This is a genomic window from uncultured Roseobacter sp. (assembly GCF_947499265.1).
Lineage (GTDB): Bacteria > Pseudomonadota > Alphaproteobacteria > Rhodobacterales > Rhodobacteraceae > Roseobacter.
On the sequence record NZ_CANMNK010000001.1, the window covers coordinates 455,854 to 478,896 of the forward strand.

General features: G+C 58.6%; 18 protein-coding genes. 11 read left to right on the forward strand and 7 right to left on the reverse strand.

Going from position 1 to position 23,043, the window contains the following annotated elements:
• Complete coding sequence (gene infB / locus Q1A63_RS02260) at window positions 1–2,478, forward strand: translation initiation factor IF-2 (RefSeq protein ID WP_298968896.1); 2,478 nt, start codon at window positions 1–3, stop codon at window positions 2,476–2,478.
• 332 nt (window positions 2,479–2,810) lie between these two features.
• Here the strand turns inward: infB and Q1A63_RS02265 are convergent, their stop codons facing one another.
• Genes Q1A63_RS02265 through Q1A63_RS02275 form a run of 3 tightly spaced genes read right to left on the reverse strand, consistent with a single transcriptional unit; the run spans window position 2,811 to window position 5,310 of the window.
• Window positions 2,811–3,209, reverse strand: coding sequence for a (deoxy)nucleoside triphosphate pyrophosphohydrolase (locus Q1A63_RS02265; protein WP_298968897.1), 399 nt, complete (start codon window positions 3,207–3,209; stop codon window positions 2,811–2,813).
• Window positions 3,210–3,214: 5 nt separating this feature from the next.
• Window positions 3,215–4,441 (reverse strand): bifunctional glutamate N-acetyltransferase/amino-acid acetyltransferase ArgJ, encoded by a 1,227-nt coding sequence (argJ, locus tag Q1A63_RS02270; RefSeq protein ID WP_298968899.1) that lies wholly within the window; start codon window positions 4,439–4,441, stop codon window positions 3,215–3,217.
• 5 nt (window positions 4,442–4,446) lie between these two features.
• Window positions 4,447–5,310: a peptidylprolyl isomerase gene (locus tag Q1A63_RS02275; RefSeq protein ID WP_298968901.1), complete on the reverse strand. Its 864-nt coding sequence runs from the start codon at window positions 5,308–5,310 to the stop codon at window positions 4,447–4,449.
• 173 nt (window positions 5,311–5,483) lie between these two features.
• Here Q1A63_RS02275 and secA point away from each other — a divergent pair, with 173 nt between their 5' ends.
• From secA to Q1A63_RS02290, 3 genes are all read left to right on the forward strand, one after another.
• On the forward strand, window positions 5,484–8,189 hold the full coding sequence (gene secA, locus Q1A63_RS02280) for a preprotein translocase subunit SecA (protein WP_299630517.1): 2,706 nt from the start codon (window positions 5,484–5,486) through the stop codon (window positions 8,187–8,189).
• Window positions 8,190–8,297: 108 nt separating this feature from the next.
• A complete protein-coding gene (locus Q1A63_RS02285) occupies window positions 8,298–9,326 on the forward strand; it encodes a hypothetical protein (RefSeq protein WP_298968905.1) in 1,029 nt (342 codons plus the stop codon).
• A gap of 21 nt (window positions 9,327–9,347) precedes the next feature.
• Window positions 9,348–10,907, forward strand: a complete 1,560-nt coding sequence (locus Q1A63_RS02290; RefSeq protein ID WP_298968908.1) for a phosphate ABC transporter substrate-binding/OmpA family protein — start codon at window positions 9,348–9,350, stop codon at window positions 10,905–10,907.
• 89 nt (window positions 10,908–10,996) lie between these two features.
• Here the strand turns inward: Q1A63_RS02290 and radC are convergent, their stop codons facing one another.
• From radC to dnaK, 3 genes are all read right to left on the reverse strand, one after another.
• Window positions 10,997–11,758 (reverse strand): DNA repair protein RadC, encoded by a 762-nt coding sequence (gene radC, locus Q1A63_RS02295; RefSeq protein WP_298968909.1) that lies wholly within the window; start codon window positions 11,756–11,758, stop codon window positions 10,997–10,999.
• Between the two features lie 179 nt (window positions 11,759–11,937).
• A complete protein-coding gene (dnaJ, locus tag Q1A63_RS02300; protein ID WP_298968912.1) occupies window positions 11,938–13,092 on the reverse strand; it encodes a molecular chaperone DnaJ in 1,155 nt (384 codons plus the stop codon).
• 77 nt (window positions 13,093–13,169) lie between these two features.
• Window positions 13,170–15,080 carry a molecular chaperone DnaK gene (dnaK, locus tag Q1A63_RS02305; RefSeq protein WP_298968914.1) on the reverse strand — a complete coding sequence of 637 codons (1,911 nt, stop codon included), beginning with the start codon at window positions 15,078–15,080 and terminating at the stop codon, window positions 13,170–13,172.
• 211 nt (window positions 15,081–15,291) lie between these two features.
• On the opposite strand from dnaK, the gene Q1A63_RS02310 reads away from it, so the two are divergent.
• Entirely contained in the window at window positions 15,292–15,894 is a 603-nt protein-coding gene (locus Q1A63_RS02310; RefSeq protein ID WP_298968916.1) for an alpha-ketoglutarate-dependent dioxygenase AlkB, read from the forward strand.
• Between the two features lie 366 nt (window positions 15,895–16,260).
• Window positions 16,261–17,091: a VPLPA-CTERM sorting domain-containing protein gene (locus tag Q1A63_RS02315; RefSeq protein ID WP_298968918.1), complete on the forward strand. Its 831-nt coding sequence runs from the start codon at window positions 16,261–16,263 to the stop codon at window positions 17,089–17,091.
• A 142-nt stretch (window positions 17,092–17,233) separates the two neighbouring features.
• On the opposite strand, the gene Q1A63_RS02320 is transcribed toward Q1A63_RS02315, so the two are convergent.
• Complete coding sequence (locus Q1A63_RS02320; protein WP_298968920.1) at window positions 17,234–18,058, reverse strand: ABC transporter permease; 825 nt, start codon at window positions 18,056–18,058, stop codon at window positions 17,234–17,236.
• A 118-nt stretch (window positions 18,059–18,176) separates the two neighbouring features.
• On the opposite strand from Q1A63_RS02320, the gene cysQ reads away from it, so the two are divergent.
• The 5 genes from cysQ to Q1A63_RS02345 all read left to right on the forward strand — a co-directional run bounded on the left by cysQ (window position 18,177) and on the right by Q1A63_RS02345 (window position 22,985).
• Window positions 18,177–18,974 (forward strand): 3'(2'),5'-bisphosphate nucleotidase CysQ, encoded by a 798-nt coding sequence (gene cysQ, locus Q1A63_RS02325; protein ID WP_298968922.1) that lies wholly within the window; start codon window positions 18,177–18,179, stop codon window positions 18,972–18,974.
• Entirely contained in the window at window positions 18,974–19,774 is an 801-nt protein-coding gene (locus Q1A63_RS02330) for a manno-octulosonate cytidylyltransferase (RefSeq protein ID WP_298968924.1), read from the forward strand. The genes cysQ and Q1A63_RS02330 overlap by 1 nt, the downstream gene beginning before the upstream one ends.
• Window positions 19,775–20,021: 247 nt before the next feature.
• Window positions 20,022–20,915, forward strand: coding sequence for a UTP--glucose-1-phosphate uridylyltransferase GalU (gene galU / locus Q1A63_RS02335; protein ID WP_298968926.1), 894 nt, complete (start codon window positions 20,022–20,024; stop codon window positions 20,913–20,915).
• 19 nt (window positions 20,916–20,934) lie between these two features.
• Window positions 20,935–21,918: a UDP-glucose 4-epimerase GalE gene (galE, locus tag Q1A63_RS02340; protein WP_298968927.1), complete on the forward strand. Its 984-nt coding sequence runs from the start codon at window positions 20,935–20,937 to the stop codon at window positions 21,916–21,918.
• 137 nt (window positions 21,919–22,055) lie between these two features.
• Entirely contained in the window at window positions 22,056–22,985 is a 930-nt protein-coding gene (locus Q1A63_RS02345; protein ID WP_366524255.1) for a glycosyltransferase family 2 protein, read from the forward strand.
• Window positions 22,986–23,043 lie beyond the last annotated feature (58 nt).

Here is a 23,043-nt window from a genome sequence, read left to right on the forward strand (position 1 = left end):
ATGAGCGATACTGACGGCAAGAAAACATTGGGTCTGCGTGGCGGTGGCGCGCGTCCGGGCAACGTAAAGCAAAGCTTTAGCCACGGACGGACCAAAAACGTCGTGGTGGAGACCAAACGCAAGCGCGTTGTGGTGCCAAAACCGGGTGCGGGTAAGTCCGGATCAGGTGTGGCCACGGCAGGTGATCCTTCGAGACGTCCCGCGGGCATTTCCGATGCGGAGATGGAACGTAGGCTGAAAGCGGTTCAGGCCGCGAAAGCACGTGAGGTCGAAGAAGCGGCCGCGCGCGAAGCCGAAGAGAAGGCGCGCGCCGAAGAGCGGGAGCGCCGCCGGGCCGAGATTGAAGAGAAAGAGCGCGTCGAGCGCGAACGCGAGGAAAGTCTGAAGGCGAAGGCCGAAGAGGACGCGCGGCGCAAGGAAGAGGCGGAGGCCGCGGCAAAAGCTGCAGCCGCCCCGGCGGAAGAACCCGTTGTTGCCCGCCCGACGAGCACCAAGGCGCCGGAAGCCGCCCCGCGAAAACAGCAGGACCGCGACCGCGACAACAACAAGCGTGGCGGCAAGGGCGGCGAAGACAACCGTCGTTCCGGCAAGCTGACCCTGAACCAGGCGCTTTCGGGCGGCGAAGGCGGGCGTCAGCGGTCCATGGCGGCGATGAAGCGCAAGCAGGAGCGGGCGCGTCAGAAAGCAATGGGCGGTTCGGTCGAGCGCGAAAAGGTTGTGCGTGATGTGCAGTTGCCGGAAGCGATTGTCGTTTCTGAGCTGGCGAACCGGATGGCGGAGCGTGTGGGCGAGGTCGTCAAGGCGCTGATGAACAACGGCATGATGGTCACGCAGAACCAAACCATTGACGCGGATACCGCCGAGCTGATCATCGAAGAATTCGGCCACAAGGTGGTGCGTGTTTCCGATGCTGACGTTGAGGATGTGATCAAAGAGGTTGAGGACGACGACAAAGACCTCAAATCGCGGCCACCAGTCATCACCATCATGGGCCACGTTGACCACGGTAAGACATCGCTGCTGGATGCAATCCGCAATGCCAAGGTTGTCGCAGGTGAGGCTGGTGGCATCACGCAGCACATCGGTGCCTATCAGGTGAAAACCGATGGCGGTCAGGTGCTAAGCTTCCTCGACACTCCTGGCCACGCGGCGTTCACCTCGATGCGATCCCGCGGTGCGCAGGTCACGGATATCGTGGTTCTGGTTGTCGCGGCGGATGACGCGGTGATGCCGCAGACCATCGAGGCGATCAACCACGCGAAAGCGGCGGAAGTGCCGATGATCGTGGCGATCAACAAGATCGACCGCCCAGCGGCTGATCCGGACAAGGTCCGGACGGACTTGTTGCAGCACGAAGTGATCGTGGAAAAGATGTCCGGCGACGTGCAGGACGTCGAAGTGTCTGCCATCACCGGTCAGGGTCTGGATGAACTGCTGGAAGCCATCGCGCTGCAGGCGGAAATCCTTGAACTCAAGGCCAACCCGGATCGTGCCGCACAGGGTGCGGTGATCGAAGCGCAGCTTGATGTGGGTCGTGGACCGGTTGCAACCGTTCTCATTCAGAACGGCACGCTGCACCAGGGCGATATCTTCGTTGTGGGTGAGCAGTACGGTAAGGTCCGGGCGCTGATCGACGATCAGGGCAATCGCGTGAAGGAAGCGGGCCCCTCGGTGCCGGTTGAGGTTCTGGGTCTGAACGGAACGCCCGAAGCGGGTGATGTTCTGAACGTGACATCGACCGAAGCGCAGGCCCGCGAGATTGCCGCCTATCGTGAGAATGCTGCGAAAGACAAACGCGCAGCCGCGGGTGCCGCAACGACGCTTGAACAGCTGATGGCCAATGCCAAGGCAGATGAGAATGTCAGCGAGCTGCCCATTCTTGTGAAAGCGGACGTGCAAGGGTCTGCCGAAGCCATCGTTCAGGCGATGGAGAAGATCGGCAACGATGAAGTGCGCGTGCGCGTGTTGCATTCGGGCGTGGGTGCGATCACGGAAACAGACGTGGGTCTGGCCGAAGCCTCCGGCGCGCCGATCATGGGCTTTAACGTGCGGGCAAATGCCTCCGCGCGGAATACGGCCAATCAGAAGAGCGTCGAGATCCGCTATTATTCGGTGATCTACGATCTTGTGGATGACGTGAAAGCGGCGGCCTCCGGGCTGCTCAGCGCGGAAATTCGCGAGAACTTCATCGGCTATGCGACCATCAAGGAAGTCTTCAAGGTCACGGGCGTCGGCAAGGTTGCCGGTTGTCTGGTCACCGAAGGCGTCGCAAGAAGATCCGCTGGCGTACGGCTGCTGCGTGACAACGTGGTGATCCACGAAGGGACGCTGAAAACGCTGAAGCGCTTCAAGGATGAAGTGGCGGAAGTTCAGTCCGGTCAGGAATGCGGTATGGCATTCGAGAATTATGACGACATCCGCGCCGATGACGTGATCGAAATCTTCGAGCGTGAAGAGATTACGCGGACGCTCAGCTAAGCGGATGCACCTCTGAAACAGAAAAAGGGACAGCCCTCAGCTGTCCCTTTTTTTCGGGTCGCGCGTATTCAGGCGGCCTTGGTGACCGGTGCGCCCACATAGCTCGTATCGTCAACTTTCACAACAATGCGTCCGTCTGGTAATGCTCGAACGTAAATGCCTTGTATCGAAACGGCGCTTCCCAAAGTGATTGTCCGTAACATGCCCTTTCCTCCCCAGGATCATGACTAACAAATCGTTACCTTAGAATGGTTAAATTACCATAAACAAAATTTGCCTATTCGCCTGATAGGCGAATTTCCGCAGATGGCCTCGCCTTTACCATGAGTCGGTCACAACCAATCCCGTAAAACTGGAATTAATGGGATATCTGCAGCGGGCATGGGGTAGTCTTTCAAGGCCTGCGGACGCACCCATTTCAGCGTTTGATTTTCACGTGAGACCGGCGTGCCCTCCCATTTTCGACAGGCAAAAAGCGGCATGAGCAAATGGAAATCGTCGTAACTGTGGCTCGCGAAGGTCAGCGGTGCCAGACAGGATTCCCAGGTATTGATGCCAAGTTCTTCTTCCAGTTCGCGGATCAGCGCGACCTCGGGTGTTTCGCCGGGCTCAACCTTGCCGCCCGGAAATTCCCAGAGACCGGCCATTGATTTGCCCGCCGGTCTTTGCGCCAACAATACGCGACCGTCTACATCGATCAATGCAACGGCAGATACAAGAATGACTTTCATGAGGCTCAGGACCGGTAGTCAGCGTTGATGCTGATGTAGCCGTGGGTGAGATCGCAGGTCCAGACGGTGGCGCGGCCCGCGCCCAACCCGATGTCGACCCCGATGAAAAGGTCCTGGCCTTTCATATGTGCGGCCGCTTTCGCTTCATCGTATCCAGCAGCGACCCAGCCTTTTTCGGCGACGGTCACATCGCCAAACCGGATGGAAAGCTGATCGCGGTCCGCGGCAGCGCCAGATTTTCCAACGGCCATGACGACACGGCCCCAATTTGGGTCCTCCCCCGCAATGGCTGTTTTCACAAGGGGGGAGTTCGCAATCGACAGGCCATGTGTCCTTGCATCTGCATCGCTGGCGGCACCGGTGACTTCGATTTCGACGAATTTGGTTGCGCCTTCGCCATCGCGTACCACCTGATGGGCGAGGTCCAGCATCACGCGGTAGAGTGCATCCGCGAATGTCTGATCGCCGCTGACGTCCACACCAGACGCGCCGGTTGCCGCGACCAGAAGCGTATCTGACGTGGATGTGTCGCTGTCGACCGTGATGCAGTTGAAGGACGTCGCATTGTGGCTCGATACCAGTGCCTGCAGGTCAGCCTGTGAGATCACCGCATCGGTAAAGATATAGACCAGCATCGTCGCCATGTCCGGCGCGATCATGCCCGACCCTTTGGCGATACCGGCAATTGTGACCGTACGGCCCCCGATGGTAAGCGTCTCACCAGCGCCTTTGGCGAAGGTATCCGTTGTCATGATCGCTTGCGCCGCAGGTTCAATGGCATCTGCGTCAAGCGTCCCGGCCAGAGATTGAAGATGCGCGGTGATCTTCTCAAACGGCAGTGGTTCGCCGATCACCCCGGTGGAGGCGGTGAACACCCGGTCCACGGGCAGGTCGCAGGCCGCTGCCGTTGCGGCGGTGATTGCTTCAACAGCTGCTATGCCGTTGCGCCCGGTGAAGGCATTGGAGTTGCCCGAATTCACCAGGATGGCTGCACCGGCATCGCACGGCCCCCCCAGTTTTGCCTGACAATCCAGCACCGGCGCCGACCTCGTGGCCGAGGTGGTGAAAACCCCGGCAATGGTCGTGCCGGGAATGAGCTTTGCCAGCATGACATCGGCGCGGCCCTGGTATTTCACACCCGCGGCGATGGTCGCGAAACTTACACCTGCCACAACCGGCAGCGCCGGGAACGCGTCAGGCGCCAGCGGCGATACAGCAGTGATATCGGCCATTGGGATTATTCCAGAAGTTCGGTTTGCTTCAGGATCGCGGGATCAAGATCCAGCTCTGCCGGAACTTTTACCTCTGCCTTGTCGGTAGCTTCCTCGATTGCGGCCTGCGCGGCTCCCTGACGGATTTCATTGGACAGTTCTTCGCGCACATCGTCCAGGGTCGGGATTTCCGCGCTGCGGGTCTCGTTCAGCTTGATCACGTGCCAGCCGAATTGGGTCTGGACCGGGGAGGATACCTCGCCCACGGCCAATGCAATGGTCGCAGCCTCAAAACTGGGCACCATCATGCCCGCGCCAAACCATCCCAGATCACCGCCATTGGGGCCGGAGGGGCCGGTAGACTTCTCACGTGCCGTGGCACCAAAATCAGCACCGCCATCGATCTCTTCCTTGATCGCCTGCGCCTCTTCCTCGGTCTCAACCAGAATGTGGGAGGCGTTATATTCTTCTGCGGGATCGATATCGCCATACTGCCGGTCATAAAGCGCCTGCAGCTCATCATCGGTCACGGCATCCGCCAGGGCGCTTTCGATAACCTCCGCTGCGGTCAGGGAGCGGCGTTCGTTCTCCAGCGATTTGGTCACGCGCGCAGGTAGTTCTCCTTCAAACAGCTGCGCCAGAGCGCTCTGTTGCACGAGCTGTTCCAGAATACCGTCATAGAGCACGCTGTCCTCCAATTGCTGGTATTGCTGCGGCAGCGTTGCGCGGGCAGCGATCATGTGGCCCAGCGTGATCTCGACGCCGTTCACCGTGGCAACAACCGTGTCGACAGTTGGCGCTTCGGCTTCGGTCTGGTCCTGTGCCCAGCCTTGAGCGGCGATACTCACCACAAACGCAGCGCTGGCCATAATTCTGAGATGTTTTTGCATGGATCGGTCCTATGGATGCGTCACGGCGGGGCGCGACATTGACACGGTTTGGCGTGACCCTTACATCGCCGTATGGACGTGGCAAGGGTGCTGCGTTCACATCCTATCTATGGGCTGCACCGCGGACGAGCAAGCAGATCGGCACCATTGACTAAACTTCGGCTGGAGAACGCATGCTGGGCATCGGAACAATCGCAAAAAAGGTCTTCGGCACGCCAAACGACCGCAAAGTCAAAGCGACCCGCCCGCTGATCGAAAAGATCAACGCGCTTGAGCCGGAATTCGAAAAGCTCTCCGACGACGGCATCAAGGAAAAAACCGAAGCGTTCCGCAAACGCGCGTTGGAGGGTGAGGCGCTTGATGACCTGCTGCCCGAAGCCTTCGCCAATTGCCGCGAAGCTGCGCGCCGCGCCTTGGGCTTGCGCGCCTTCGATACACAGCTGATCGGCGCGCTTTTCCTGCATCAGGGCAATATCGCGGAGCAAAAGACCGGCGAAGGTAAAACACTGACCGCGACCTTTGCGGCTTATCTGAACGCGCTGACAGGCAAGGGCGTGCACATCGTCACCGTGAACGAATACCTCGCCAAACGGGATGCGGGCTGGATGGGCCAGGTCTTTGGCGCGCTGGGGCTGACCACTGGTGTAGCGCACGCCGACATGACCGAAGAGGCCAAGCGCGAGGCTTACGCCAGTGACATCACCTATGCTACGAACAACGAGCTTGGCTTTGATTACCTACGCGACAACATGAAATCCGAGCTCAGCCAGATTTTTCAGAAACAGCATAATTTCGCGATTGTGGATGAGGTCGATTCGATCCTGATCGACGAGGCGCGCACGCCGCTGATCATTTCGGGCCCGTCACAGGACCGCTCCGAGATGTACAAGGTCATCGATGTTGTGATCCCCGAGTTGCAGGATGACCACTACGAATTGGACGAAAAGACCCGCAACGTGACCTTCACCGACGAGGGCAACGAATTCCTGGAGGAGCTGTTGCGGTCGCGTGAACTGCTGGAAGAAGGGCAATCGCTTTACGATCCGGAAAGCACCACGGTTGTGCACCACGTGAACCAGGGCCTGCGCGCGCATAAGCTGTTCCAGCGCGACAAGGATTACATCGTGCGCGACGATGACGTCGTGCTGATCGATGAATTCACTGGCCGCATGATGGCCGGGCGGCGCCTGTCAGACGGTCTGCATCAGGCGATTGAAGCCAAGGAGAATGTCTCCATCAAGCCGGAAAACGTCACGCTGGCCTCCGTAACCTTCCAGAACTATTTCCGCCTCTACGATAAACTGGCCGGGATGACCGGGACCGCGCTGACCGAGGCAGAGGAATTCCAGGAAATCTATGGCCTTGGGGTCGTGGAAATCCCGACCAACAAACCCATCGCCCGTGTGGATGAGGATGATCAGGTCTATCGTACCGTGCGTGAAAAATACGGGGCGATGCTGGAACAGATCAAGGCGAGCCATGAGAAGGGCCAGCCCGCTCTGGTCGGCACCACGTCGATTGAAAAATCCGAAGCGCTGAGCCAGATGCTGACGGACGCCGGGATCAAACACAATGTTTTGAACGCTCGCCAGCACGAGCAGGAAGCGCAGATTGTTGCGGATGCCGGGAAATTCGGTGCTGTGACCATCGCGACCAACATGGCGGGTCGCGGGACGGATATTCAGCTTGGCGGCAACGTCGACATGCAGGTGATGAACGCCATCGCCGAAGATCCCGAAGCGGATCCCGAAGCGCTGCGCGCGAAGGTCGAGGCGGAACACGCAGGTGAGAAGCAAAAGGTGCTGGAGGCGGGCGGGCTCTATGTTCTGGCGTCCGAACGCCACGAAAGCCGCCGGATTGATAACCAGCTGCGCGGGCGTTCCGGTCGTCAGGGTGACCCGGGTCGATCCTCGTTTTATCTGAGCCTTGAAGACGATTTGATGCGTATTTTTGGGTCGGAACGTCTCGAAAAAGTACTCACAACGCTGGGTTTGAAAGAAGGCGAAGCCATCGTTCACCCCTGGGTCAACAAGTCGCTGGAGCGGGCGCAGGCCAAGGTCGAAGGCCGCAACTTCGACATCCGCAAGCAGCTTTTGAAGTTTGACGACGTGATGAACGAGCAGCGTAAAGTAATCTTTACCCAGCGCCGTGACATCATGGAAGCCGCCGATCTCAGCGAGATCACGCAGGACATGCGCCATCAGGTCATTGACGATTTCATCGACCAGTTCCTGCCGCCCAACACCTATGCGGATCAATGGGATGCGGAAGGTCTCTATGAGGCCGCAAAAGAACATCTCGGCGTTGATGTGCCGGTGACGGATTGGGTCGAGGAAGAGGGTGTTGACGACGACGCGATTCGTGACCGTCTGATCGAAGCCACTGACACCTATATGAAGGATAAGGCGGCGCAGTTCGGCTCGGAAAACATGCGCAACATTGAAAAACAACTGTTGTTGCAGGCCATCGATACGAAGTGGCGCGAACACCTGCTGACGCTGGAACATTTGCGATCTGTTGTTGGTTTCCGCGGATATGCGCAGCGCGACCCGCTGAATGAATACAAGAACGAATCCTTTCAGCTGTTTGAGCGCATGCTCGATAGCCTGCGAGAAGATGTGACGCAGAAGCTTTCCCAGATCCGCCCGCTGACCGAAGAAGAGCAGCAAGCGATGCTTGACCAGATGCGAGCCCAGCAAGCCGCAGCACAGGCAGCTGCAGCAGGGGCTACGGCGGGCGCAGCGGTTGTAGCAGGTGCCGGCGCGGCAGAGGGTTTTGTCGAGGATGACCCCTCCACATGGGGAAATCCGGGCAGAAACGAGGAGTGCCCCTGCGGTTCCGGTAAGAAATTCAAGCACTGCCACGGGCGCCTTATCTAGGGTATTTGCCTTCTTCTTGCCCGAATGACTCCCCGGCACGGTCACAACTCAGCCGTGTTTACACATCATTAACCTTTGTATTCCGACTGGCGGAGAGGGATCAAAGGTATGTCGCATAAAAAAGAAGTAGCTACGGCCGTTGGCACGCTTGCGTGCGCCGTTGGCATAGGCTTCGTGATGCAGAATGGGGAAGTTGCCGAATTACGATACGGATCGGCACCTGTCATTGTCGAAGAGTTGAAGGTGCAAAGCACGCTGTCGGTGGACGCGTTGAAGCTGGCCGATCCATTGCTTCACGATGATGACCAGACCCTGGATGTGCGCTCGATTACCCTGACTTCTGCTGAAGTAGAAGCGCCACACGTCATTCCAGTTTTCGCAGAACCGACGCTCACACGGGTGGGCCCGGTCAGCAGTCTGATCGCACCCACGGCTCCGGAAGTGCAGCCCATCGACGTCTGCCCGATTATGCTTTCGACAATGCCTCATGCGGCTGCGATGGTGAAACTGAGCCTGACGGCACCCTGTTTGCAAAATGAGCGTGTCACGGTACGTCACAACGGGCTGGAATTTACCGAAACGACCTCAGCCAGCGGTGGTCTAGATATCGCCGTGCCCGCCTTGGAAGATCACGCCAAGTTTGCCCTGACCTTCCTCAACGGCAATACGGTGACCGCCCATGCGGAGGTGCCCAGTATCGCGCTTTATGAGCGTATCGTTGTGCAATGGCAGGGCCGGGACAGGGTTCAGCTGCATGCGCGGGAATTCGGCGCCAGCTACGGTGACAGTGGGCACGTCTGGGCTGGTGCGGCACGCGATGTCACCGCCGTTATGGATGGCAATGGCGGTTTTTTGAGCCGACACGGCGACAGCGCTGCGCCGCTTGCCAAAATGGCCGAGGTCTACACCTACCCCTCAGCGATGACAGAAACCACTGGCGCGGTGGAGATCAGTATCGAAGCCGAAGTCACCCCCGCCAACTGTGGTCGGGAAGTGAAGGCACAAGCGCTTGGCGTTGTCGGCGGCAGGACCACGCAGGCACAATCGGTATCCCTCGCGATACCCGGATGTCATGCGGTGGGGAACTTTCTGGTGTTGAATAATCCGCTCCCAGACCTGAAAGTCGCAGCCAACTAAATCTGCGACGAGGCCACAAAAATGAACATGAGACGTGCAGCGACCTACGCTGCACTTTTCCTTTTTATCTCATGGCAGGCGGCATGGGCTCAGGATGTGACCCTGACGTCCCGCGACGGTCGTGTGGAGTTGACGGGTACGCTGCTCGGCTTTGATGGTGAATTCTACCGGATCGAGACGATCTATGGCGAATTGACGGTCGATGGGTCGGGTGTGCTGTGTGATGGCCCGGGATGTCCCAATTTGGCGGATTATGTTGCGGAGCTCTATATTTCCGGATCGGCCACGATGGGGGCGGTCCTGATGCCCGCCCTGATCGAGGGGTTTGCGCTGCGCAACGACTACACCGCCACACGGCAGGTCGAAGATAAAACCCACTTCAACTACACGTTAACGGACGATCAAACGGGCAAGCGCGCCGCTGTCTTTTACTTCCGGGTGACCAACACGAACGAAGGGTTCGCCGACCTGCTGGCGAATGAGGCGGACATGGTGATGGCGCTGCGCGAAATCCGACCTGACGAACAATTGCGCGCGGAAGAAGCGGGCATGGGTGACATGACGGGGGACAATCGCAGCCGCGTTTTGGCGCTTGATGCGGTTGTGCCGGTTGTGGCGCCGAACAATCCCGTGCGGGATATTTCGCCGGTGGACCTTGCGCGGGTCTATGCCGGGCTCATCACCAACTGGTCCGATCTCGGCGGTCCGAATGCGCCGATTACCCTGCATGCGCCGCAACCGGAAACGGGTCTCGGGCAGGCCATCGTGGATGAGATCATTGCCCCTGCCGGTCTGCAAATGTCGCCCAACATCAAAAGGCACGACCGGGGCGCCGAACTTGCACAGGCGGTGGCGGCGGATGCCTTTGCACTGGGCGTGGCGAGTTTTGCCGAGGTTGGCAATGCCGAAGCTCTGACGCTGACCGGGCAATGTGGGCGGTCCCTGCGGGCCAACCGTCGATCAATCAAGACGGAAGATTACCCGCTCACGGCACCGATGTTTGTCTATTTGCCCGCGCGACGGCTGCCAAAGGTTGCGCGGGAATTCTTGGCGTTCACCCGTGGTCCGACCGCTCAGATCGTGATCCGGCGGGCCGGATTTGTTGATCAGGCGCCTGAGGAAGTGCCGGTGGATGAGCAGGGCAATCGGCTGGCAAATGCCATTGCGGCAGCTGGGCCAGAGGTTGGCCTGCGCGAATTGCAACGGATGACCTCCACCTTGGTGCCCATGAAACGGCTGACAACCTCGTTCCGTTTCGAGACAGGCTCCATCCGTCTGGATGCGCAATCGCGCTCAAACATTCAACAGCTGGCGCGCGCATTGGAGCAGGGGCGTTATGACGCGCGACGGCTCTTGTTTGTGGGGTTTAGTGACGGCGACGGACCTGCAGAGACCAACAAGGGCATCGCATTAAGACGCGCAGATGCGGTACGTCGTGCGGTCATGGAAGCGGCCGAAACCGCAGATCTGGAGCGTGTCGCGCTAGAGATTGATGCATTTGGCGAGGCGATGCCAATGGCCTGTGACAACAGCGCTTGGGGCCGACAGGCGAACCGCCGTGTCGAAGTATGGGTGCGATAGCGTCATTATTTTCAACGTGGCGCGAAACGGATCTCGCTTTGCTGAATGCGAAAAATGGGTCTCTTAGGCCCTCATTCATTCCAATGGCGCTAAAGAAATCCTTCGCTGCGAAAGCTGATTTCGCGTGATTTACCGATGATCAGGTGATCGTGCAGCGTCAATCCTAAGGCCTGGCAGGCGTTGTTGATCTGGTCCGTCATGGCGATATCAGCCTGGGACGGCGTGGGGTCACCAGAGGGATGATTATGCACAAGTATCAGCGCACTTGCGTTCAACTCCAGCGCCCTTTTGGCAATTTCGCGCGGATAGACAGGGACATGATCCACCGTGCCCTTGGCTTGCTCTTCGTCCACAATCACCACGTTTTTCCGGTCGAGAAACAGCACGCGGAATTGCTCTGTTTCGCGATGCGCCATGGTGGTGTGGCAGTAATCCAGCAAGGCATCCCAACTGCTAAGCACGTTCTGTTCGATCACCCGCGCCCGGGCCATACGCTGCGCCGCGGCCTCGACGATCTTCAGCTCCGTGACGACGGCGTCACCCACGCCGGATACATCGCGCAAACGTTCCGGTGGCGCGGTGATGACCCGATTGAAATCACCGAACCGCTTCATCAGATCATGTGCAAGAGGTTTGACATCGCGGCGCGGGATGGCGCGAAAGAGAACCAGCTCCAGCATTTCATAATCCGGCAGGGCAGCGGCCCCGCCTTGCATGAACCGGCTGCGCAATCGCTGCCTGTGATCGCTGATGTAAGAGGGCGTTTTGCCCCCGGCCAGGGGCCGGGGTTCAGCCTCGTCCAACAGGAATGGCAGCGGTGATTCCGCAAAGGTGCTGGAGTCTCTCGTCATGCTCCAAAGGTGTCGGATCATAGTTTCTGAACGGTTAATCGAAGCGCTAAAAGCCGATTTTTTCGGATCGCTTCGTTGATGGTCGCTACCGTGCCTAGCAAATAGAAAAGACCGGGCGAAACACCCGGTCTTTGTGGTTTGATAGACTGAACCGGTGCGGTGCCGCCATCCTAGGGCGCTTATCCCTTCATCGAATCCCAGAAGTTTTTCACCGAGGAAAAGAAACTGGAAGTTTCGGGGTTGTTGTTCTCCGACAGGTCCTCGAATTCGGCCAGCAGTTCTTTTTGCCGAGAGGTCAGGTTCACCGGTGTCTCAACCGCCAACTCGATGAACATGTCACCCGCGCCAGCGCCACGCAGGGCGGGCATGCCCTTGCCGCGCAACCGCATTTGACGCCCCGATTGGCTGCCTGCCGGAATCTGCACGCGCCCCCGGCCGCCGTCGATGGTGGGCACTTCGATGGAGCCCCCCAGTGCCGCTTTGGCCATGGAAACCGGCACGCGGCAGAAAAGACTGCCACCATCACGCTGGAACAAATCGTGCTCTGCCACGTCGATGAAGATGTAGAGATCGCCGGATGGTCCACCGCGCATGCCCGCTTCGCCTTCGCCGGCGAGCCTGATCCGCGTCCCTGTTTCAACGCCTGCAGGGATGTTCACGCTCAGCGCGCGATCTTTCTCGACCCGGCCAGCACCCTGACAGGACTTACAGGGGTTTTTGATGATCTGACCCAGACCCGAACAGGTCGGGCAGGTGCGTTCGACCGTGAAAAAACCCTGTTGTGCGCGGACTTTACCCATGCCGGAACAGGTCGGACAGGAGGTGGGTTCTGCACCGCCCTCGGCACCGGAGCCATTGCAGGCGTCGCATCCAATGGAGGTCGGTACATTGATGGTTTTCTGCAGGCCGGAGAAGGCTTCTTCGAGGGTGACGCGCAGGTTGTAGCGCAGATCGGAACCGCGCGCGGCACGGCGTCCGCCGCCTCCGCCGCGTTGGCCGCCCATGAAGTCACCGAAGAGGTCGTCAAAGACATCCGAAAAGGCGGATGAAAAATCGCCCTGACCGCCGCCAAAACCGCCGCCCGGACGGCCACCGCCGCCCATACCGCCTTCGAAGGCCGCGTGGCCGTAGCGATCATAGGCTGCCTTTTTGTCCGCGTCTTTCAGAACTTCGTAGGCTTCATTGGCTTCTTTGAACTGGGCCTCTGCCTGTGGGTTGTCCTTGTTGCGGTCCGGATGCAGTTCTTTCGCCTTGGTGCGATAGCCCTTTTTGATTTCATCCGCGGACGCGCCTTTGGCGACCCCAAGCACGTCGTAGTAGTCACGTTTTGCCATTCGAGTAGTCCCCTTACTGGAACGTGAGAGGCCGACCCGGGGGTCGGCCTATGCAGTGGTTCCGGGTATCGCGCAACTTACGCGCGCTTGTCGTCGTCGAGGTCTTCGAACTCGGCATCGACGATGTCATCATCGTCACCGCGGGGCTCATCGGCAGCTTCGGGCGTGTCTTCACCCTCTTCCTGCGCCGCCTTGTAGATGGCTTCGCCCAGTTTCATGGCGGCTTCTGTCACGTTCTGGATGCCGGATTTGATCTTGTCGGCATTTTCAGTTTCCAGCTCGTCTTTGAGCGCTGCGATCGCAAGCTCAATGGCTTCCACCGTGGTTGGGTCAACCTTGTCGGAGTGCTCCTCAACCGACTTCTCGGTCGAGTGGATGAGGCTCTCCGCCTGGTTCTTCGCCTCGATCAGCTCGCGGCGCTCCTTGTCGGCCTCGGCATTCTCTTCGGCGTCCTTGACCATTTTTTCGATGTCCTCGTCAGAGAGACCACCGGAGGCTTGGATCGTGATTTTCTGTTCCTTGCCAGTGCCTTTGTCCATCGCACCCACGGACACGATGCCGTTTGCGTCAATGTCGAAAGTCACTTCGATCTGCGGCATACCGCGCGGTGCGGGCGGGATGTTTTCGAGGTTGAAGGCGCCGAGGATCTTGTTGTCCGACGCCATCTCCCGCTCCCCTTGGAAGACGCGGATCGTCACAGCATTCTGGTTGTCTTCAGCCGTGGAGAAAATCTGCGACTTCTTCGTTGGGATCGTGGTGTTGCGGTCGATCAGACGGGTGAAGACACCACCTAAAGTTTCAATGCCCAGCGAGAGTGGGGTCACATCGAGCAGGACCACATCCTTGACGTCGCCTTGCAGAACACCGGCCTGGATCGCGGCACCCATGGCCACAACCTCATCGGGGTTCACCCCTTTATGCGGCTCCTTGCCGAAGAACTTGGTCACTTCTTCGACCACTTTCGGCATGCGAGTCATACCACCAACAAGCACAACCTCGTCGATGTCGGAGGGCGACAGACCTGCGTCTTTCAACGCAGCCTGGCAGGGTTTGATCGAGTTCTTGATCAGGTCGTTGACGAGGCTTTCCAGTTTGGAGCGGGTCAGCTTCATGACCATGTGCAACGGCTGACCAGTGGCACCCATGGAGATGAACGGCTGGTTGATCTCGGTCTGGCTGGCGCTGCTGAGTTCGATCTTTGCTTTCTCAGCGGCTTCTTTCAGACGCTGCAGGGCCATCTTGTCCTGGGTCAGGTCAACCTGGTGCTCTTTCTTGAACTCATCCGCGAGGTAGTTGACGATGCGCATGTCAAAGTCTTCACCCCCCAGGAACGTATCGCCGTTGGTGGATTTCACTTCGAAAAGACCGTCGTCGATTTCCAGAATGGTCACGTCGAAGGTACCGCCGCCGAGGTCATAGACCGCGATGGTCTGGGTGTTTTCCTTGTCGAGACCGTAGGCAAGTGCTGCAGCTGTCGGCTCGTTGATGATGCGCAGCACTTCTAGACCGGCGATTTTACCGGCGTCTTTGGTGGCCTGACGCTGAGCGTCGTTGAAATAGGCGGGCACGGTGATGACCGCTTGGGTCACGTCTTCGCCGAGATAGGACTCGGCGGTCTCTTTCATCTTGCCGAGGATGAAAGCGGAGATCTGGCTGGGCGAGTATTTCTCACCCTTGGCTTCCACCCAAGCGTCGCCGTTGCCGCCATCGATAACGTTGAACGGCATGTTCTTCTTGTCCTTGGCCAGATCCGCGTCGTCGAACCGACGACCGATCAGACGCTTGACGCCGAAGATGGTGTTTTCGGGGTTGGTGACGGCTTGCCGTTTCGCGGGTTGACCCACGAGGCGCTCATCATCCGTGAAGGCGACGATGGACGGTGTTGTCCGCGCGCCTTCGGCGTTTTCAATTACACGGGGCTGGCTGCCGTCCATGATGGAAATGCAGCTGTTGGTGGTTCCCAGGTCGATACCAATGACTTTGGCCATGTTTAGATCCCTCATTTACTCAAGGCGATGACACGGAGCGATTGGCCCGTTATGGCGCCGCTGCCCCGATCTCAATACACATGAAGCGGGTCGCTCCATGCGGTTCGGAGGGTATATAAGGAGGGGCTTGGGGCGCTGCAACCTTTACGGACCCCGCTGCAGAGGATTCTTGTGGCAATTTCTGCGCAATTTTGACCATCCCGGAGGGTTAATGGCACATTTGAGGGTTTCTGAGTTTGACATCCATAAATCCTACCTGCCCGGGGCGGCGCAAAAGCACCTGCTGGCAGAACTGCGTGAGATCGTGCGTGCGGCCCCTTTTGTCTCGCCGGTGACGCCCCGTGGCAAGCCGATGTCCGTGCGGATGACGGCGGCGGGGGACTATGGCTGGATCACCGACCGCAAGGGGTATCGCTATGCGCCGCAACACCCGCAAGGCACGCCCTGGCCTGCGATTCCCGAGGTGGTTCTGGACATCTGGCGCGATCTGACCGGGCTGTCGCGCATGCCGGAGTGTTGTCTGATCAATTACTACGGCGAAGGCGCGCGCATGGGGCTGCATCAGGACAAGGATGAAGCCAGCTTTGACTGGCCCGTCGTGTCGGTCTCTTTGGGGGATGACGGGCTGTTTCGCATGGGCGGGCCGACACGGGGCGGCAAGACGCAATCGATCTGGTTGCAATCGGGGGATGTGGTGGTGATGAGCGGTACCGCGCGGCTGTCGCATCACGGCGTGGATCGGATCAGGTTCGGGTCCAGCACTTTGCTGCCCAAAGGCGGGCGGATCAATCTGACGCTGCGGGTGGTGACGTAGTGCGGTCATCCCAGACTGGAATATGTCGCAAGGGCCGGTCACCCAGTTTGGATACGATAGATGCCCTGCGCCGGACGGCCCGGCCAAAATCCTGCGCCGAAAGTCACTCAGCCAAATCCCGGCCATGCCAGCACCATCGTCGCGGGCCCGACGAAAAACGCCTCTGGCTCTTCGGTCGCAAGAAACCGCCACCGTGGCAAATACCACGGTAATACAACGCTGATTACAACGCTGGCTACAACGGTAGGAGTGGAAACTCGCGCGGGTGGCGGGCAACCGATTCAGCTGCGCAAAAAAAGCTTTTGGCGTGCATCTGCTTCGTTTGTCCGGACCACAATGTTCATTTTGACAAGAGGTAGAATTAGCATGCGTTCACTTTCACCCCTTCTTTTGGTGCTGGCTTTGGCCGGTGGCCCCGGATTTGCGGCCCCGATCGTTTTTTCGGATGCCGGGCCCGGCGCGGAAGACATTCAAGACAGCGTCGATGGCTTCCGGGACCAGTTTTCGGCACTGAATTCGTTTACGCCGACCAATGAGGACCCGGAAGGTCGGCGCGAGATCAATTGGGACGGTGTCCCGGACAGTCTTGCCGATCCCAATGATTTCCCCGGCGACTTCTTCAACGGCGATGCGCCGGGCCGCGCCCGGGGGATTGAGTTCAAAGAGACCGGCGATACCGAAGGGTTCGAAGTGTCGGCATCCTCGGCATCGGGCGTGCCAACGCTCTTTGATGAACCTGATGAATACAGCTTCTTCAGCCCGGAACGTATTTTCCGGCCAAAAGACGGCGCGACCTTTGACATCCTGTTCTTTGATCCGCTGGACCAGACGACGCAAGCCTTGACGCGCGGTTTCGGCGCCGTGTTCACCGGCCTTGAGGAAGTCGACCAGGTCATTCTGTCCTATTACGGCATTGATGGCGAATTGCTCGCCGAGGAAAGCGCCCCGCCGAGCGGTCTGACCAACCTCTCCTTTCTGGGTGTTGTGTTCGACGAAGCGGTGGTCGCGCGGGTTTCGGTTGGAACGGGCCTGATCGATTTCGATGATGAGCCAGTGATGGACGACTTTCTTTATGGCGAGCCGATCCCGGTTGATCTGGCACCGGTGCCGCTCCCTGCGGGTCTGCTCTTTGGTCTGACATCGATTGCAGGTCTTGCCGCGTTCCGTCGGCGCCGTCCGGCCAGTGTCTCCTCCTGAGTCAAAAAGCGGATGCCCGGCGAAAGGCCGGACATCCCCGCCCATGGCTGGGATGCGGCAATGGCGGGTCAAATTAGTATTGGAACCAAACCCTGAAGATGCTCTGCGCGATAATTATGCCCCGCAAAAAAGAGTGTCGTCCCTACCGGCGCGCGCTCCAGCTCAGCGAGGCGTGGCGGCGGGTGTAGAATTCGCCCATCAGGCCGATCATCACCAGCACCAGCCCAACCCAGAGTGCGTAATGCCAATCGGTGTAACGCGGATTGTAGTTGATGAATATAAAGCCACGGGCCTGATCAATTGCATGAAAGAGCGGGTTCCAGTCGAACATGGCCAGCATGAAGCCCGGCAGGCTGTTGGCCACAAACATCTTGCCGGATGCGATCATGTTGGCGCGTTGGTAGATCGTGCTGAAGATCGACACGAATTGCGGAAACCAGGGTTTCAGCGCCAGCAGTACCAGTCCTAGCGCGGCCCCTGTGTACCATGCCAGCAGCAACATCCCGAAAGCCGCGACAGGTTCTTCTATGACGATCGGGGTAAAGGCTACGTGATAGGCAAAGAGCACCAACGACAGAGACAGCACCTGAATGTAAAGCGCGCCCAAAGCCGCCGAGGCAATGGCGATGATAGTGTTCATCGGGGCGTGCTGCATCATCGGGCTGGCAGGCCCCTCAGAGCCGACAACAGCACTCAACGTCTTGGTGTGCGTCATGAACAGAAAAATACCCGACATGATATAGAGCAGGAAATCCCCACGGATGGCGGAACCGCGCAACCCGAGCAGGGAGAACATGACATAGAATGCCATGACAAAGATCACCGTTTGCAGGACGTTTATCCCAATCGCCACAAAGGCGTTGCCGTGGCCTTTGCGCACGGAACGAACAATGGAGTGATAAATCAGCTCAAACAGTGTGAGAGCGGATGAAATACTATTGTTGTTTCGTCGTTCTGCTTGAAACATGCCTGCTGCGCCTTGCGATATTCGCCACACTCGCACGGAAATCTTGCTGTTCCGTTAGAGCGGTAGCATAAGGGGCATCGATTTGAACATCAATGATCGCAGAATTGGGAAATCAGGTATGGATTACGCGAAGTTGACCGAGGTGATGCGCAAGCTGTCGCTGGAAGCGGGCGCACGGATCATGGAGATCTACGAGGCCGACGATTTTGATGTGAAGGTCAAATCGGATGAAAGCCCGGTCACAGCGGCGGATGAAGCGGCGGATGCCCTGATTTCCGCGGGGCTGCGCGCGGCCTTTCCGGATGTGATGTTGGTGACCGAAGAGCAATCCGCGACCCATAGCACCCGCGGAGATACATTTCTGATCGTGGATCCATTGGACGGCACCAAGGAATTCATTCACCGGCGCGGCGATTTCACCGTGAACATTGCGCTGGTGGAGGCGGGCGTGCCGACGCGCGGCGTGGTCTATGCCCCTGCGAAAGGCCGGATGTTCTACACTGACGCCTCAGGCCAATCGGTGGAAGAAACCGGGGATCTGGCGCTGGACACGGTGGGGCCGTTGACGCCAATCAAAGTCTCAGCGGCAGATAACGCCGCGTTGATGGTCGTCGCGTCTAAATCCCACCGGGATCAGGCGACCGATGACTACATCTCCAAATATGATGTGAAAGACATGAAGAGCGCCGGGTCTTCGTTGAAATTCTGTCTCGTGGCAACGGGCGAGGCTGACCTCTATCCGCGTTTGGGGCGGACGATGGAATGGGACACGGCGGCGGGCCACGCGGTGCTTTCCGGAGCGGGTGGCGCCGTGGTGCGCTTCGACGATCTGACGCCGCTGGGCTACGGCAAGGATGACTATGCCAATCCGTTCTTTATCGCCTACGCGCCGACTGTCGATTTGAAAGAAGCCTGATGTCTGTTCTGATCGCGATTCCGGCGCGCTATGCCTCCGGCCGTTATCCCGGCAAGCCGCTTGCCGAGCTGCGCGGGGCAAACGGCGTATCGCGCAGCCTCATCGAACGCAGTTGGCTGGCGGCCAAGGCGGTGGGCGGCGTGGACCGGGTGGTGATTGCGACCGACGACAATCGTATCAAGGAAGCGTCAGAGGCTTTTGGGGCCGAGGTCGTGATGACCTCATCCGATTGCGTCAATGGCACCGAACGCTGCGCCGAGGCACATGACGCGCTGGGCGGTGGTTATGAGATCATCGTGAACCTGCAGGGGGACGCGCCCCTGACCCCGCATTGGTTCATCGAGGATCTGGTGTCCGGTCTGCGGGGTGCGCCTGAGGCGGAGATTGCAACGCCGGTGCTGCGCTGTGATGGCCTGACCCTGAACGGTTTTCTGAACGATCGCAAAGCCGGGCGCGTCGGGGGCACAACGGCGGTTTTTGCGCAAAATCAGCAGGCCCTCTATTTTTCTAAAGAAGTGATCCCGTTCACCGCGCAAACATATGCCGACCATGAAGACACCCCGGTGTTCCACCACGTTGGCGTTTATGCCTACCGTCCCGAGGCGTTGGCGGCCTATGCCTCCTGGCCGGTTGGCCCGCTGGAACGGCTGGAGGGTCTTGAGCAATTGCGGTTCATGGAAAACGGTCGTGCCGTACTCTGCGTCGAGGTTGCTGCAAACGGCCGACAGTTTTGGGAGCTGAACAATCCCGAAGACGCGCCGAAGATCGAAAAAATGATGGCGGACATGGGATTGGACTGAAGTGATCCGGCCCAGAATGGAATCGTAAACGACTACGAAACAACCACCGTTTCGCGATAGGGTTGTTGCTGCTGGTTTTTTATACACGCATTGCGGGAATATGCGGCAGTATCAAGCTGGATTTCGCCAAAATGACTGACTCGTGCTGGAAAATTGCTTTAATTGAGTCTGAAGTCGTGTTTTTGACGCATTGCAGCGTTACGGTTACGTTAGCTGAGTGCGATTATTTTAGTTTGAGGATCAGAGTATGAAACGCAAAGTGACGAAGGCAATTTTTCCTGTGGCGGGCATGGGAACGCGGTTTTTGCCAGCAACCAAATCTGTTCCCAAAGAAATCATGACCTTGGTGGACCGCCCGCTGATCCAATATGCGATTGATGAAGCGCGTGCCGCCGGCATCAAGGAATTCATCTTTGTGACCTCGCGCGGTAAAGGCGCGCTGGAGGATTACTTTGATCACGCCCCACAGCTCGAACAGGAGCTGGAGAAGAAAGGCAAGACTGACCTTCTCGAAACCCTGAAAAGCACCAATATGGAAAGCGGTGCGATTGCCTACATTCGCCAGCACCGGGCGTTGGGCCTGGGCCACGCTGTATGGTGCGCGCGCCGCTTGATCGCGGACGAACCCTTTGCCGTGATCCTTCCGGACGATGTGATTGCCGCGGAAAAACCCTGCCTGCAGCAGATGGTCGAAGCCTATGCCGAAACCGGCGGCAACATGGTCGCCGCGATGGAAGTCGCCCCCGACAAAGCGTCGTCATATGGCGTGCTGGATGTGTCCGAGGACATGGGCGCGATGGTCAAGGTGAAGGGCATGGTTGAAAAACCAAAAGCCGAAGAAGCACCTTCCAATCTGGCGGTGATTGGGCGCTACATTCTGTCGCCGAGCGTCTTGACCAATCTGAACAAGATGAAATCCGGTGCCGGTGGCGAGATTCAACTGACGGATGCGATTGCCACCGAGATCGAAAAGCAGCATGGCGTCTATGGCTACCGCTTCCGCGGACAGCGGTTCGACTGCGGCTCCAAATCCGGTTTCCTGCAAGCGACCGTGGCCTTTGGCCTCGACCGCGAAGAACTGCGCGAAGACCTGTCGGCCTATCTTCATGATGTGGTCAATATGGGAAAGGCTGCCGAATAATACCGGACAGGAATAATCGGTGAGTAACGTATTGGTCACGGGCGGCGCGGGCTACATCGGGTCGCACGCCTGCAAGGCACTGAAAGCAGCAGGCTTCACGCCGGTCACCTTCGACAATCTGGTCACGGGCTGGGAAGAGGCCGTCAAGTTCGGCCCCTTTGAGCGGGGTGACCTGCTGGACCGGGCTCGGTTGGATCAGGTTTTCGCGCAATACGCGCCCGTGGCGGTGATGCATTTCGCAGCGCTCAGCCAGGTTGGCGAAAGCATGCAGGACCCGGGCATCTACTGGCGCAACAACGTCAGCGGATCATTGACTCTGATCGAGGCGGCGGTGGCTGCTGGTTGCCTGAATTTCGTCTTTTCCTCCACCTGCGCCACCTATGGCGATCAGGACAATGTGGTGCTGAATGAGGACAGCGCGCAGCATCCGATCAATGCCTATGGCGCCTCGAAACGGGCCATCGAAGACATTCTGAAGGATTTCGAGCCCGCCCACGGGCTGCGCCATGTGATCTTCCGCTACTTCAACGTCGCCGGGGCTGACCCGGAGGGCGAGGTTGGTGAATTCCACCAGCCGGAGACTCATTTGATTCCGGTGCTTTTGGATGCCATCGACGGCAAACGCGATGCGCTGACCATCCACGGCACCGATTACGCCACCCCGGACGGCACCTGTATCCGCGACTATGTGCATGTCTGTGATCTGGTCGATGCGCATGTGTTGGGATTGAAATGGCTACAGGACGGCAAGGGCAGCCGGGTGTTCAATCTGGGCACGGGCAGCGGCTTTTCCGTGCGTGAGGTGATGGACCATTCGCGTGAAGTCACCAACCGCGAGGTGCCGTTTACCGAAGGGCCGCGGCGACCGGGCGATTGCACCAAACTTGTATCAGGCTCAACCCGGGCGGAAACGGAACTTGGCTGGCGGCCCACACGATCATCGCTGAAATATATGATCACAGATGCTTGGCGTTGGCACCAAAACGGGCATTATGACAAATAGGCGGTTTCCGCCTGGTCAACGACGTTTCTTCGCGCCCGAAAGCACATCTGATGGCACAGCCCGGTCTCTGGACGAGATACAAATTGCGGTGGCGGCGCAGACGTCTGCTGTGGCGGGGGTTTCGTAGCCGGCACCGATTGACGGTCATTCAGAACAGAACGGAAAAAATCGCGGCGGGTGACATCCTGCTGTTCGCGACCGTCCGCAACGAAGCGCAGCGACTGCCGTATTTTCTAGAGCATTACCGCGCGTTGGGGGTGCGGCATTTTCTGATCGTGGATAACGGCAGTGAGGATGGGACGCTGGAATTGCTCACAGCCGCACCGGATGTGTCGCTCTGGTCGACGCAAGCCAGCTATAAAGCGGCGCGGTTCGGGATGGATTGGCTGACCTGGCTGATGATACGCTACGGGCATGGGCACTGGACCGTCACCGTCGATGCCGATGAGTTGCTGATTTACCCCGAGCACGACACGCGGCCCTTGCCGGAGCTGACGAAATGGCTGGATCAGCAGAATATCGCCATGATGGGCGCGATGATGCTGGATCTTTATCCCAAGGGTCCGCCTGATGCGCAGGTCTATACACCCGGGCAAGACCCCTGCGGCGTTCTGAATTGGTTTGACGCCTACGGCTATTGGGTGCAACGCCAGCCAAAGCTGGACAATCTGTGGATGCAGGGGGGCGCCCGCGCGCGCTGTTTCTTTGCAGAAGATCCACGGCGGGCGCCGACCTTGAACAAGATCCCACTGGTGAAGTGGAACCGACGCTATGTCTATGTAAATTCAACACATAATGCGCTGCCGCGGCGGTTGAACCGAACCTATGACAGTGCCGGGGCGGAGCGGGTTTCGGGGGTTTTGCTGCACACGAAATTCCTGCCCGGTTCCGCCGCCCGCGCCTGTGAAGAACGCGCGCGCAAGGAGCATTTTTCAAATTCCGATCTCTATACCACCTACTATGACGCCTTGGCCCAAAACCCGGACCTGTGGCACGAAGGATCCACCCGTTTTACGTCCTGGCCGCAGCTGGTCGATCTTCACCTGATGGCGAAAGGCAAGTGGTGATGTCACACTTCCTGCGCTCCATCGGGCGAATTTCCATAAAACGTTGCGAAAATTCGAT

Bases quoted from the DNA above. Each gene is read 5' to 3' on its own strand.
- Q1A63_RS02330 (WP_298968924.1), top strand. From the start codon at position 18,974: ATGTCTGTTCTGATCGCGATTCCGGCGCGCTATGCCTCCGGCCGTTAT.
- argJ (WP_298968899.1), bottom strand. From the start codon at position 4,441: ATGGCCGATATCACTGCTGTATCGCCGCTGGCGCCTGACGCGTTCCCG.
- infB (WP_298968896.1), top strand. From the start codon at position 1: ATGAGCGATACTGACGGCAAGAAAACATTGGGTCTGCGTGGCGGTGGC.
- dnaJ (WP_298968912.1), bottom strand. From the start codon at position 13,092: ATGGCAAAACGTGACTACTACGACGTGCTTGGGGTCGCCAAAGGCGCG.
- Q1A63_RS02315 (WP_298968918.1), top strand. From the start codon at position 16,261: ATGCGTTCACTTTCACCCCTTCTTTTGGTGCTGGCTTTGGCCGGTGGC.
- galU (WP_298968926.1), top strand. From the start codon at position 20,022: ATGAAACGCAAAGTGACGAAGGCAATTTTTCCTGTGGCGGGCATGGGA.
- radC (WP_298968909.1), bottom strand. From the start codon at position 11,758: ATGACGAGAGACTCCAGCACCTTTGCGGAATCACCGCTGCCATTCCTG.
- secA (WP_299630517.1), top strand. From the start codon at position 5,484: ATGCTGGGCATCGGAACAATCGCAAAAAAGGTCTTCGGCACGCCAAAC.
- Q1A63_RS02265 (WP_298968897.1), bottom strand. From the start codon at position 3,209: ATGAAAGTCATTCTTGTATCTGCCGTTGCATTGATCGATGTAGACGGT.
- Q1A63_RS02285 (WP_298968905.1), top strand. From the start codon at position 8,298: ATGTCGCATAAAAAAGAAGTAGCTACGGCCGTTGGCACGCTTGCGTGC.
- Q1A63_RS02310 (WP_298968916.1), top strand. From the start codon at position 15,292: ATGGCACATTTGAGGGTTTCTGAGTTTGACATCCATAAATCCTACCTG.
- Q1A63_RS02290 (WP_298968908.1), top strand. From the start codon at position 9,348: ATGAACATGAGACGTGCAGCGACCTACGCTGCACTTTTCCTTTTTATC.
- Q1A63_RS02320 (WP_298968920.1), bottom strand. From the start codon at position 18,058: ATGTTTCAAGCAGAACGACGAAACAACAATAGTATTTCATCCGCTCTC.
- cysQ (WP_298968922.1), top strand. From the start codon at position 18,177: ATGGATTACGCGAAGTTGACCGAGGTGATGCGCAAGCTGTCGCTGGAA.
- dnaK (WP_298968914.1), bottom strand. From the start codon at position 15,080: ATGGCCAAAGTCATTGGTATCGACCTGGGAACCACCAACAGCTGCATT.
- Q1A63_RS02275 (WP_298968901.1), bottom strand. From the start codon at position 5,310: ATGCAAAAACATCTCAGAATTATGGCCAGCGCTGCGTTTGTGGTGAGT.